The sequence below is a fragment of the Agarilytica rhodophyticola genome, from assembly GCF_002157225.2.
Taxonomy (GTDB): Bacteria; Pseudomonadota; Gammaproteobacteria; order Pseudomonadales; family Cellvibrionaceae; genus Agarilytica; species Agarilytica rhodophyticola.
This window is the reverse complement of record NZ_CP020038.1, coordinates 2,172,654-2,185,193: the sequence shown is the minus strand read 5'-3', so window position 1 is coordinate 2,185,193 and position 12,540 is coordinate 2,172,654. Positions and strand designations below refer to the sequence as shown.

General features: G+C 44.1%; 11 protein-coding genes. 7 read left to right on the top strand and 4 right to left on the bottom strand.

Features of this window, described 5'->3' with window-relative positions; all coding sequences use genetic code 11:
- Positions 1 to 47 precede the first annotated feature (47 nt).
- Both BVC89_RS09245 and BVC89_RS09240 read left to right on the top strand, forming a co-directional pair.
- Entirely contained in the window at positions 48 to 1,322 is a 1,275-nt protein-coding gene (locus BVC89_RS09245; RefSeq protein ID WP_086930919.1) for a YeaH/YhbH family protein, read from the top strand.
- Positions 1,319 to 2,845: a SpoVR family protein gene (locus BVC89_RS09240; protein ID WP_086930918.1), complete on the top strand. Its 1,527-nt coding sequence runs from the start codon at positions 1,319 to 1,321 to the stop codon at positions 2,843 to 2,845. Before BVC89_RS09245 ends, BVC89_RS09240 begins: the two co-directional genes overlap by 4 nt.
- Before the next feature lie 16 nt (positions 2,846 to 2,861).
- On the opposite strand, the gene BVC89_RS09235 is transcribed toward BVC89_RS09240, so the two are convergent.
- On the bottom strand, positions 2,862 to 3,767 hold the full coding sequence (locus BVC89_RS09235; RefSeq protein ID WP_086930917.1) for a DMT family transporter: 906 nt from the start codon (positions 3,765 to 3,767) through the stop codon (positions 2,862 to 2,864).
- A 379-nt stretch (positions 3,768 to 4,146) separates the two neighbouring features.
- Between BVC89_RS09235 and BVC89_RS09230 the strand changes: the two genes are divergently transcribed.
- On the top strand, positions 4,147 to 5,349 hold the full coding sequence (locus BVC89_RS09230; protein ID WP_086930916.1) for a multifunctional CCA addition/repair protein: 1,203 nt from the start codon (positions 4,147 to 4,149) through the stop codon (positions 5,347 to 5,349).
- 16 nt (positions 5,350 to 5,365) lie between these two features.
- Here the strand turns inward: BVC89_RS09230 and folK are convergent, their stop codons facing one another.
- The 3 genes from folK to tsaD all read right to left on the bottom strand — a co-directional run bounded on the left by folK (position 5,366) and on the right by tsaD (position 7,344).
- A complete protein-coding gene (folK, locus tag BVC89_RS09225) occupies positions 5,366 to 5,899 on the bottom strand; it encodes a 2-amino-4-hydroxy-6-hydroxymethyldihydropteridine diphosphokinase (protein ID WP_086930915.1) in 534 nt (177 codons plus the stop codon).
- Positions 5,892 to 6,254 (bottom strand): dihydroneopterin aldolase, encoded by a 363-nt coding sequence (gene folB / locus BVC89_RS09220; protein ID WP_086930914.1) that lies wholly within the window; start codon positions 6,252 to 6,254, stop codon positions 5,892 to 5,894. The genes folK and folB overlap by 8 nt, the downstream gene beginning before the upstream one ends.
- Positions 6,255 to 6,318: 64 nt before the next feature.
- Positions 6,319 to 7,344: a tRNA (adenosine(37)-N6)-threonylcarbamoyltransferase complex transferase subunit TsaD gene (gene tsaD, locus BVC89_RS09215; RefSeq protein ID WP_086930913.1), complete on the bottom strand. Its 1,026-nt coding sequence runs from the start codon at positions 7,342 to 7,344 to the stop codon at positions 6,319 to 6,321.
- Between the two features lie 291 nt (positions 7,345 to 7,635).
- Here tsaD and rpsU point away from each other — a divergent pair, with 291 nt between their 5' ends.
- From rpsU to rpoD, 4 genes are all read left to right on the top strand, one after another.
- The gene (rpsU, locus tag BVC89_RS09210; RefSeq protein ID WP_086930912.1) at positions 7,636 to 7,851 is read left to right on the top strand and encodes a 30S ribosomal protein S21; all 216 of its coding nucleotides are present in this window, start codon (positions 7,636 to 7,638) and stop codon (positions 7,849 to 7,851) included.
- Between the two features lie 164 nt (positions 7,852 to 8,015).
- A complete protein-coding gene (locus BVC89_RS09205) occupies positions 8,016 to 8,465 on the top strand; it encodes a GatB/YqeY domain-containing protein (RefSeq protein ID WP_086930911.1) in 450 nt (149 codons plus the stop codon).
- A 74-nt stretch (positions 8,466 to 8,539) separates the two neighbouring features.
- Entirely contained in the window at positions 8,540 to 10,477 is a 1,938-nt protein-coding gene (gene dnaG / locus BVC89_RS09200; protein ID WP_086930910.1) for a DNA primase, read from the top strand.
- 163 nt (positions 10,478 to 10,640) lie between these two features.
- Complete coding sequence (gene rpoD, locus BVC89_RS09195; RefSeq protein WP_086930909.1) at positions 10,641 to 12,491, top strand: RNA polymerase sigma factor RpoD; 1,851 nt, start codon at positions 10,641 to 10,643, stop codon at positions 12,489 to 12,491.
- Positions 12,492 to 12,540: the final 49 nt, after the last annotated feature.

The following is a 12,540-nucleotide window of genomic DNA, read 5'->3' as shown; positions in this document are numbered from 1 at the left end:
GCCGCAATAATATGGAAGTACAAAAAGCATAAAGCAAAAGGTGACATGTGAATTATATTATCGACCGACGTTTAAATTCTAAAAAGAAAAGTACGGTCAATCGTCAGCGATTCTTAAGACGCTACCGCGACCATATAAAAAAAGCAGTGTCGGATGCTGTGGATAAACGCTCCATCATGGATATGGACAAGGGCGAGAAGATCAGCATTCCGACCAAAGATATTAGCGAACCGGTATTTCAGCATGGCAAAGGAGGCGTGAATACACGCGTTCTGCCCGGCAACGACCAATTTAGCACAGGTGATCATATACCGCGCCCACCGGGTGGTCAGGGTCAAGGAGGTGGAGGCCCTGGCGCCAGTGATTCTGGTGAAGGCATGGATGAATTTGTCTTTCAGATCACCCAGGAAGAATTTCTAGATTTTATGTTCGAAGATCTTGAGCTTCCCAATCTGGTGAAACGTCAACTGGCGGGAATTGACGAATTCGAAATGCGTCGCGCCGGTATCAGCAATGAAGGTTCGCCAGGAAAAATTAATATTGTTCGCTCATTACGCTCGGCGAATTCTAGACGAATAGCACTCACCGGCAGTAAAAAAAAGAAGCTCAGAACACTACAAGAACAATTGGCAGAATTAGAGAAAGAAAACAGCGAGCTGGACTTCGATCGCATTCGAGCATTAAAGCATGATATCGAAGCCTTAGCTAAAAAAATCAAACGCGTACCTTGGCTCGACGACTTTGACCTCAAATACAATTTGCACGTGAAACACCCGATACCGCATTCTCGTGCGGTGATGTTTTGCATCATGGATGTCTCAGGCTCGATGGATCAAAACACCAAAGATATTGCCAAACGTTTTTTTCTATTACTCTACTTATTTTTACAACGTAACTACGAACATACCGAAGTGGTATTTATTCGTCATCATACCAGTGCAAAAGAAGTGGACGAAGAAGAATTCTTCTACAGCCGAGAGACCGGAGGTACAATCGTATCAAGTGCCTTATATTTAATGGACGAAATACTACAAAATCGTTATCCGCCTAGCCAATGGAATATATATGGTGCACAAGCCTCAGATGGCGATAACTGGAATGACGATTCTACAGTGTGCTATCGTTTACTTGCTGATAAGTTACTACAAAAGCTGCAATATTTTTCTTATATCGAAATTACCTCACGGGAACACCAGGCGCTTTGGTATGCTTACGAAAAAGTTCTCAGCGACTTTCCCGATACCTTCGCAATGAAACAGTTGGTTGATTCTAGTGATATCTACCCTGTTTTCCGCCAACTATTTCAGAAGAAAACCCTATGAAGAAACGCAAACCGATTTCGACAGGTTCAGAGTGGACATTTGACTTACTGGAAAAATATAACTACGAAATAAGTCTAATTGCAGAAGAATTTAAACTCGATACCTACCCTAATCAAATCGAAGTGATTAATTCTGAGCAGATGATGGATGCTTATTCATCGGTTGGCATGCCAATAGGCTATAACCATTGGTCTTACGGGAAACAATTTTTAGGTGTCGAACAATCGTATAAACGCGGTCAAATGGGCCTTGCCTATGAGATAGTCATAAACTCCGACCCCTGTATTGCTTATTTAATGGAAGAAAACACCATGATGATGCAGGCATTGGTTATTGCTCACGCCTCTTATGGCCACAATTCTTTTTTTAAGGGCAATTATCTATTTCGCGCTTGGACAGATGCCTCATCTATTATCGACTACCTAGTATTTGCTAAAAACTACATTGCTGAGTGCGAGGAACGTCACGGTGTAGATGCAGTGGAGGCAATCTTAGATTCTTGTCACGCCTTGATGAACTATGGTGTCGACCGCTACAAACGTCCCTACCCTTTATCGCCACTTGAGGAAAGCGAACGCCAGAAAGAGCGGGAAATCTATTTACAAAAGCAAGTTAATGATTTGTGGCGAACCATACCAAGCCAGGAACAAGAAGCAGAGCAACAAGAGCAAGACCGCTTTCCAAAGGATCCACAGGAAAACCTGCTCTACTTCTTTGAAAAAAATGCGCCCCTATTAGAACCTTGGCAAAGAGAAGTCGTACGCATTGTAAGAAAAATTGCCCAATATTTTTATCCTCAACGTCAAACTCAAGTAATGAACGAAGGCTGGGCGTGTTTTTGGCATCACTTAATATTAAACACCATGTATGACCGGGGTTTGGTCACAGATGGATTTATGCTTGAATTCATGCAATCCCACAGTGGTGTGATCTATCAACCGCCGTATAATAGCCAATATTTTTCTGGCATAAACCCCTATACACTGGGCTTTCATATGATGACCGACATCCGCCGTATATGTGAAAACCCGACCAAGGAAGACAAAGAATGGTTTCCCGATATTGCCGGTGCCAACTGGTTGGAAACCCTCGACTTTGCCATGCGTAATTTCAAAGATGAAAGTTTTATCTTACAGTTTCTTTCCCCTAAGCTGATGCGTGATCTTAAATTGTTTACCATCGTGGATGATGATTTACAAAAAGATATCGAAGTCACCGCTATTCACGACAGCAGCGGCTATCAGCAAGTACGAGAAAATTTATCAGCACAATACAATCTGGGCAACCGCGAACCCAATATTCAAGTCTATAATGTGGATGTGCGAGGAGACCGTTCATTGACACTCCACCACTCACGATTTAATCGCAACCCATTAGAGCCTGAAAACACTGAAGAGGTATTGAGACATATCCATCGCCTATGGGGATTTGATGTTCATTTACATTCTATCGAAGGCGGAAAAACCAAACAGAGCTTTTCATGTCCTACCCCAGAAATGCAGGAAACGGCAATGCCAGTATAATTATTAAATGGGGGCCCTAAGCCCCATGGAAACGCCAGCGTGAAAACAGATATTTCTTTGCATACTTAAAAAGGTTTTGATAAATAGCTAAAGAAAAAATAATGAGTCCACATCCTAATATTGTCGATAAAGAAAATTTTTCATCATCCACAAGTGTGCCAACACATAACGAAAATATTGGCGTAATCAACATAATCACTCCGACCGATGCTACACTGCAATTTTTTAGCACATAGAAAAATAGCATACCTCCTAGTACCGAACCGCATATAACAAGATACGAAATGCCAATAAGTGAACGTTGATCAATAGCTTGCGGCACTTCACCATCGAACAAACACCAGCTCAAGATGAATAAAGGTGCTGCAAAGAGTAGAACACCAGATGTTTGCTGAAGTGGATCCATATTTGCTCCGATTCTCTTTAGCCACACGGAACTTAAACCGAAAAGTATCGTAGAACTTAACATCCCCAAAGCACCGTAGAGCGCGTTCCCTCCCATATTAAACTGATCAATATTAACCACACCTAGGCCGAGCAGAGCGCAGCCAAGAGCAAGAACACGACGCCAATCAAAAACATTCTCCTTTAAAATAAAGTAAGAGAAAAAGCCCACCATAAACGGATATAAACCAAAAATTACCGACGCCAAACCAGATGGAATGTATCGGGCAGACCAATACACAATCAACATATTAGGAAAGACACCTATTACTCCTGCAAAATAAACACGTAAATCACTTCGGGTTAACGGCAAGCGACGACGCAAAACAGCAAGCAGCAATAAACAAATACAAAGCGCAAAAAATATTCTTGATGCTATTGCCGCAGTGAACGATAAACTGCTATTGCTCCACTTAATACCTAATGGAGTGGTAGACCAAATCATCACTACACAAAAATATGCCATTCCAACTTTCATAGCTTATGAACTCCAAGCCCAAAACAAAAAAGGCCGCAGATTTTCACCTGCGGCCTTTTGATAGAAAAATATAAATCAATACATCAAATCAGCACGCAGCAGGCACGTAAACACAAGACCCACGCACGATGGCGCCAGGACTGTGTCACTTGCATGGGTTTGACTGCTGCTAAATAATGCAAAATATTAAAATCCTAAGTTTTAATTTACGCTCGAGATGTTATACATACAGAGCATTAAAAATATCAAATACACCACACTCCATTGTCTTAAACATAGTGAAGTGTGACATAATTATTAAATAAGTGTTTTTAAAATAGAATTAAAGCAAATATCTATTGAGTGTGTACGATTCATCAATAAAGGTCAACAGTAAAAAATGAAAGTTTATCTAGTAGGCGGTGCTGTCAGGGATAAATTACTGGGATATCCTACTAATGAATATGATTATGTGGTTGTGGGTGCAACACCGGAGCAAATGCAAGCTCAAGGTTTTACGCCCGTAGGCAAAGACTTTCCCGTTTTTTTGCATCCAGAGACCAAAGACGAATATGCCTTGGCAAGAACGGAAAGGAAAACCGGACATGGATATCAAGGTTTTACTTTTGATACCTCGACTGAAGTCACTCTAGAAGAAGACCTAGGGCGCCGAGATATTACCATCAATGCTATCGCACAATTGGATAATGGTGAGCTGGTCGACCCTTACAACGGCCAAAACGATATTGACCGCAGAGTACTGAGGCACGTTTCAGAAGCTTTTCGTGAAGATCCAGTACGAGTTTTACGTATCGCGCGCTTTGCTAGCCGCTATCATCACTTAGGCTTTACCATTGCCAAAGAAACTAAAGCGCTTATGGGGACGATGGTAGCGAGTGGAGAAGTAGCTCACTTGGTGTCAGAGCGCGTCTGGAAAGAATTTTCCAGAGCCCTCGGCGAGCGCTCACCTCATGTATTTTTAGAGGTATTACATGAGTGTGGAGCGTTGAAAGTTATTATGCCCCAGATAGACCACTTAATTTCATTACATACTTCAGAGCAACCACCCCAGCTCTCGCCACCCGCCCTGAGAGCTTTGAATTATGCATGCAGTATAAGTGATAAAAGTACTGTACGTTTGGCAACACTTTTACATGATTTAGATAAGCAAAATGCCACAGCTAACCCGATGGGCAAGCCTTCGCCAGAGCTAGTGGAACTAACGGAGTTAGCTGGAAAATTAATGATCCCCAATGAATATCGGGAACTTTGCAGTCTGGTTATCCGATTTCATAAATACGTCGACAGGGCTTTATCTCTGTTAGCAGAAGATATTTTGGATTTACTGACGAAAACCGATAGCCTGCGACGACCAGAACGATTTAAAGACTTACTTACTACGTGCAAGTCCTACGCGGTGGGCACAGAAAAATTAAAGGAGCGGAAGTATAAGCAAGAAAGATATCTGCTAGAAGCTCTGGAGGTGATCAGTACCGTTAACCCTCAAGCCCTATTGGCTCAGGGGTTTAGCGGCAAAGCGTTAGGAGATGCTATAGCAAAGCAACGCATCGAAAAACTCGAAGAATTTAAGAGTCAGCAATAACAATTCCCGTTGCCTATTAACCGACTAAATCCTCTCGATGATCGAGTTCATCATAATCTAATACAGGAGAAAAAGGACTTAACCAAATATCCTGCCCTTCCTGATCAAAGTCACACCATAAATCTCGATAGTTTTTTTGCACCTGCGGATGAAGAGCATCAGGCACCAAATCAGCCAAAGGCTTTAACACAAAAGCACGGTTAAGAATTTCATCACGTGGCAGTGCAATAGAGTGAAATTCTCCAACCAAATCATCGTAGGTCAGGATATCGATATCCAGATAGCGAGAAGAATACTTAGATGCATCTCTCTCCCTTCCAAAGCGATACTCTATATCCCGAAGCACGGTGGCAAACTCACCCAAAGGTAAATGCGTATGCCCAGCCACCACAAGGTTTAAAAAATTATCACCAGTAAACCCTATGGCACGGCTTTCATAAACAGGCGACAACAGTATATGCTTAAGACAAGAAGATAAAGCTTCGATACCGTTGCGAATGTTAATTTCGGGATCAATGTTGCTGCCGATACCTAATAAGACCTTAGCCATTTGGACGCTCACCTCGCTCAATACGCACACCAACACCACTGACGTTGCGCATAGCCTGAGTTTTAGTGCAGCTAAACCTCAACCAAGGCACATTAAACTCGGCCATAATTAAAGATGTGGTTTTCTCGGCCAAAGTTTCAAGTAATAAAAATTGTGAACTCACAATGAACTCTGAAGTACGCCTGGCCACTAAACTGTAGTCTAGCGCATCATTAATGTTTTCTGACTGCGCAGCCTTACTAACATCAGAGGCCATCTCGATATTGATGATGATCTGCTGGGGCACTGCGCGCTCCCAATCAAAAATCCCGACTACGGCATTAACCGCAAGATTTTCAATAAAAACTGTATCCATAAAACTTTTCTCTAAAGCCTTAAAGTGGCAATGTTGCAATAACCATTACTAGTTGTTGCAACAACTAGGTGTTAGGCAAAGAATCGAGCGGCCAGCGGGGTTTAACGTCTATATTTAAGGCTGAATGCTGCTCCCCAAGCAAACGCTGGCAGCCGGCAAAAGCGATCATCGCACCATTATCAGTACAAAACTCATTACGAGCGTAAAACACTCGGCTATTTATTTTCGCCAAAGCCTGCTCCAACTTAATTCGTAAACGTGTATTGGCGCTCACCCCTCCAGCAATCACTAATGTTTTCATGCCACATTGCTTAAGTGCCCGTCGGCATTTGATCACTAAAGTATCTACCACTGCCTCTTGAAAAGCAGCGGCAATATCAGCGCAGGTCTGATCATCAGGCAAGCCGTTATCGCCTGCATACTTAGTCACCGTATTAAGGGTAAAAGTTTTCAAGCCACTAAAACTAAAATCAAGACCAGGCCGATCTGTCATAGGCCTTGGAAAAGTAAAACGTGCACGATCCCCCTTTTCGGCGATACGCGCAACATTGGGGCCCCCAGGGTAATCAAGATCCAGCATTTTCGCCGTCTTATCAAATGCTTCTCCTGCGGCATCGTCGAGGGATTCGCCCAATAAGGTATAGTCGCCAATGCTCTTAACTTCCACCAATTGGGTATGGCCCCCAGAAACTAAAAGTGCAACGAAAGGGAAAGCAGGAGGATTCTCCTCAAGTAAAGGCGCCAATAGATGCCCTTCCATATGATGCACACCAATGGCGGGGCAGCCCAACGAATATGCTAAGGAGCGACCAACACTCGCACCGACCAGAAGTGCGCCAATAAGACCGGGGCCAGAAGTATAGGCAACACCATCGATTTTTTCGTGAGAATCTGCGGCATTCAGAACCCGATCAATTAGCGGAATAAGTTTTCTTACATGATCCCTTGAGGCCAACTCTGGCACCACGCCGCCGTATTCACTGTGCACAGCAACTTGGCTGTAGAGTTCATGCGCTAACAATCCCTGCTCACTGTCATAAACAGCCACACCCGTCTCGTCACATGATGTTTCTATACCAAGTACCCGCATTTTTATGCTACCAAAGCTATTATCACGTTTAAAAAACTATATTTACCCTGCCACTATGCGCTTCTGCAATAAGGGGACAGGCCTAGAAAAAGCGCGACCTTAACACCTTTTTCATCGGATAAGAACATTCAAATCGAGGAAAATCCTCTTCCTGAGGCTATTATTAGTAGTAAATACCTTGCGCCTTTAAGGCGATATGTATAGAATCTCGCTCCAAAATTTAGGCTGGCTTTATATTGCATAAATATATGCCAACCAGAATGAACGATTTAAACCAACACAGGTAAAAATATGCCTTCAGTAAAACTGAAAGAAAACGAACCATTTGATGTAGCCCTGCGTCGCTTCAAGCGCTCATGTGAGAAAGCAGGCATCCTTGCAGAAGTACGTCGTCGCGAATTCTATGAAAAGCCTACATCTGTTCGTAAGCGTAAAGCTGCAGCTGCCGTTAAGCGTCACGCCAAAAAGGTACAACGCGAAAACCGCAAATTCCAGCGCCTGTATTAATTGATCGCCTTATTTGACCTTAACCGAGGTCAAATTCTGTATTGCTCAATTACAAGATTTAGATTGATTGAACCGGTCAAGTTATTTGAACCGGTGAAGTCGGTTAAGCTGGCTGAAAAAGCCAATCAAATAACAATATACTGAAGAAGTTGAAATCAGCTCTTATGGCCAGTGAACTCAAAGCTCAAATATCTTCCGCAGTAAAAGATGCTATGCGCGCCAAAGACAAGCCTCGCCTGGCTGTTTTGCGTATGGTTATGTCTGAATTCAAACGCATTGAAGTAGACGAGCGTATAGAGCTTGACGACGCTAGAGTACTCGCTGTCCTCGATAAGCTAGCTAAACAGAGAAAAGATTCTCTTAAACAGTATCAAGATGCAGGCCGCCAAGACTTGGCCGATGTTGAGTCTTATGAAATTGGCGTCATTCAAGACTTCCTGCCTGCAGCTCTAAGTGCGGATGAGATAGCGGCCATTGTCAGCAAAGCCATAAGTGATAGCGGCGCAGAGTCTATGAAGGATATGGGCAAGGTTATGGCACTTGTTAAACCTCAGGTTCAAGGTCGAGCCGATATGGGTGATATCAGCAAGACAGTGAAAGAACAGCTCGGATAATACCTACCTACCCCGCTGTTCTTTACTTATCTTAATTTTTTGTCATCGTCATTTTTGAGTTGTACACTTAAGCGATGAGTCGCATACCACAAACCTTTATCGATGATCTACTGACAAGATTAGATATTGTCAGTGTGATTGATAGCCGTGTAAAACTCAAAAAGACGGGTAAAAACTACTCCGCCTGCTGCCCATTCCACCAGGAAAAAACACCTTCGTTCACGGTTAGCCCAGACAAACAGTTCTACTACTGTTTTGGCTGCGGTGCTTCAGGCAATGCGCTGGGCTTTGTTATTGACTACGAACGCCTGGGATTTATTGATGCAGTAGAATCATTGGCTAAAACCGCTGGTGTCGAGGTTCCAAGGGAAGAAAACAAAGTCTTTAGGAAACAAGACTTTAGACGTAAAAAGCTTTATGAGATTTTAGAAAAAGCCAATAGGCACTATCAAGCACAGCTGAAACAGCACCCACAAAAAAATACGGTTGTTAACTACCTAAAGAATCGCGGCTTGAGTGGCGAAATAGCAAGAGACTTTGGCATTGGCTTCGCACCAGCGGGCAGAAACAATCTCTTAACAAAGCTCGGTAGCAACCAAGAAGAGATCGAACTGCTGATCGATTCAGGCCTGGTAATCTCTAAGCCTGAAGAAAACAAAAAATACGACCGCTTTCGCCAGCGCGTTATGTTCCCCATTAAAGATGAAAGGGGTCGAGTGATTGGCTTTGGGGGACGAGTATTAGGCGATGACAAGCCCAAGTATCTCAACTCGCCTGAAACCGAAGTTTTTCACAAAAGTCGCGAGCTATACGGCCTGTATGAAGCACGCAAAGCTGAACGGAAATTGGACCACCTACTAGTGGTAGAAGGCTATATGGATGTCATCGCCCTCGCCCAGTTCGGTATTCGCAATGCCGTGGCGACCTTGGGCACTGCCTGCGGGGAAGAGCATTTAAAGCTATCATTTCGTTATGTTAATGACATTGTTTTCTGTTTTGATGGCGACGCCGCAGGCCGCAGTGCTGCTAAGCGAGCACTTACAAACGCACTCAGCAGCATGGAAGATGGAAGGCAAATAAAGTTCCTCTTCTTACCAGAAGGCCAAGATCCCGATAGCCTTGTGCGTCAAATTGGCCCCGAGCGCTTTCAAGCTCAAATTAAACAAGCTGTGCCGCTAGAAGAATTCTTATTTGATGTGGCGGCGGAAAATATTGATATCAGCACTATGGATGGCCGTGCACGCTTTAGCAAAATATCGGCACCAATGATCGGCCAATTGCCAGAAGGGATTTTTCGCGAGCTCATGTTCGACAACCTGGCCAAGCGCACCGGCCTCACTCGCGAGGTGCTTGATGAGCTACAAAAAGAAAAGCTGGAATTACCTGAACCAGCGCCTATAGCAAAAACAGAAAAAGCAGGGACAGCAAAACAAACTAGCCAGACACAGCCATTAGTGTCTAGCACTGAGGCAAAGGAAACACGCACTGAGGCTACTGGTATAGCTGAGGCAACACCGTCATCAGTACCTCAATTCCAGCAAAAACAGGGACTAACAAAGAGTTTAAGGGCTTCCGCAGTTAACAAAAACCCCGCAAAAGTCGCCACTGTTTTGCTGTTAGATAACCCAAGCTTGTTACAACAGCTACAAGATGTACCCGATCTTACGGCTGATTCTAACCCCGATAGTGTGCGTTTAGGAGAAATTATTAACTACTTGCGCAAGCGCCCAGAGAGTAACTTCAACAGCATTTTAGGATTCTGGGGAGGAGCAAAAGGTATCAAACAGCAACAAGATCTTGCCTTTTTGATGGCTAATCATGAGATAAACGAGGCTAAATCAATACATAAACTCTATGACCAAGTCAGGGAGCTGCAAGATTCTATAGATGCACTAACGATTGCCAAGAACAAGATCGATCAAGTAGAAGAGTTGAAAACACTAAAGGCAAAAGGCTTGCAGAATCTCACAAATGAAGAAAAACAGCGTTTAATCGTCTTAACAAAAATATAATTCGCAATATAAGCGTCATGACAACGAGGCAAACATAGGCTAAATTCATAAATTTATACATCATTTACTATGATTTTATGGATAATTGTATGGATAGGCGAACCATATCCCGATATAATCGCCCGCTTGCCAAAATCCACCAAGTTATGCTACAGGAAGCTGAATGAGCGACCAGGGTAAAAATCAATCTCGCATTAAAGAACTTATCAATCGCGGACGCGAGCAAGGCTATCTCACTTACGATGAAGTGAATGATCACCTTCCTCAAGATATTTCTGATCCAGATCAAGTAGAAGATATTATCCAGATGATCAACGACATGGGCATTCGCGTCTATGAAGTTGCACCGGATGCCGACGAACTGCTTATGTCGGATGCGGAAAATCCAACCACGGATGAAATTGCCGCAGCCGAAGCAGCTGCCGCACTTGCAGCAGTTGAAACTGAAGCAGGCAGAACCACAGATCCAGTGCGCATGTACATGCGAGAAATGGGCACAGTGGAACTACTCACCCGCGAAGGCGAAATAGCTATCGCCAAGCGTATTGAAGAAGGTATTCGCGAACTTATGCTTGCCCTCGCTTTCTGGCCAAGTGCAGTGCAGAAGGTTATGGACGAATACGACCTCATTGAAAAAGGTGAAAGGCGCTTGAGTGATGTTATCGGCGGCTGGTTAGATCCCACTGAAGATGTTGCAGCTGCCACAGCGGCTCCTATGGTAGATGAGGTGAATGATGACGATTCTTCTGATGAAGCAGGTGATGATGAAGATGAAGAAGGTAACTCAGGTATCGACCCTGAGTACGCAAAAGAGCGTTTTGAAGAACTACGCGCTGTCTTAAATAAGGCAAACGCAGCTCTTGAAGAGCATGGCCGCCAAAGCCGAGTGACGGACAAGGCTTTGGAAGAGCTTGGTGAAGTCTTCAAATACTTCAAACTGCCACCACGCCAGTTTGACCCAATCTATAACGAAGCCCGTCAAACATTATCGCGTATCAGAGGTGAAGAACGTGCGGTTATGCGTCTTTGTATACGTAATGCCGGTATGCCCCGCAAAACCTTTGTTAAAGAGTTTCCAGGCAACGAGACTAATGAAAGCTGGATTCCAGACGTTATTGCAAAAAAACGTGACTATTCAGATTCTCTGCGCCCATACCAAGAAGAAGTTTTGCGCAGCCAACGTAAGTTAAAGGCAATCGAAGATGAAACCAACTTAGATCTGCCGACGGTAAAAGAAATTAACCGCCGCATGTCTATTGGCGAAGCGAAAGCACGCCGCGCCAAGAAAGAAATGGTAGAGGCTAACCTTCGTTTGGTTATCTCAATTGCGAAGAAATACACCAACCGCGGCCTGCAATTCCTGGATCTTATCCAAGAAGGCAATATTGGCCTGATGAAAGCGGTGGATAAGTTCGAATACCGACGCGGTTACAAGTTCTCCACTTATGCCACATGGTGGATTCGCCAAGCGATTACCCGTTCTATTGCCGATCAGGCGAGAACCATTCGTATTCCTGTACACATGATAGAAACGATTAACAAACTTAATCGTATCTCCCGTCAGATGTTACAAGAAATGGGACGTGAACCTTCACCTGAGGAATTAGGTGAGCGTATGGAAATGCCCGAAGACAAGATTCGCAAAGTCCTTAAAATTGCCAAAGAACCCATCTCCATGGAAACCCCCATTGGTGACGATGAAGATTCACATCTTGGCGACTTTATTGAAGACGGCACCATTACCTCCCCTATCGAGTCTGCCACCTCCCAAGGCTTACAGGAGTCAACACGCTCGGTACTGGCTGGCCTCACTGCCAGAGAAGCTAAGGTGCTGCGTATGCGCTTCGGCATCGACATGAACACCGATCATACCTTGGAAGAGGTAGGCAAGCAGTTCGATGTCACCCGCGAACGTATCCGTCAAATCGAAGCCAAAGCCCTGCGTAAACTGCGCCATCCATCCCGCTCAGACCACCTACGTGGGTTCTTAGACGACGGCAGTGGCAACCAGTAAAAAAGTACTAGTTTTTCCTTCAGCGGCACACTATAATGCGCCGCTCTTT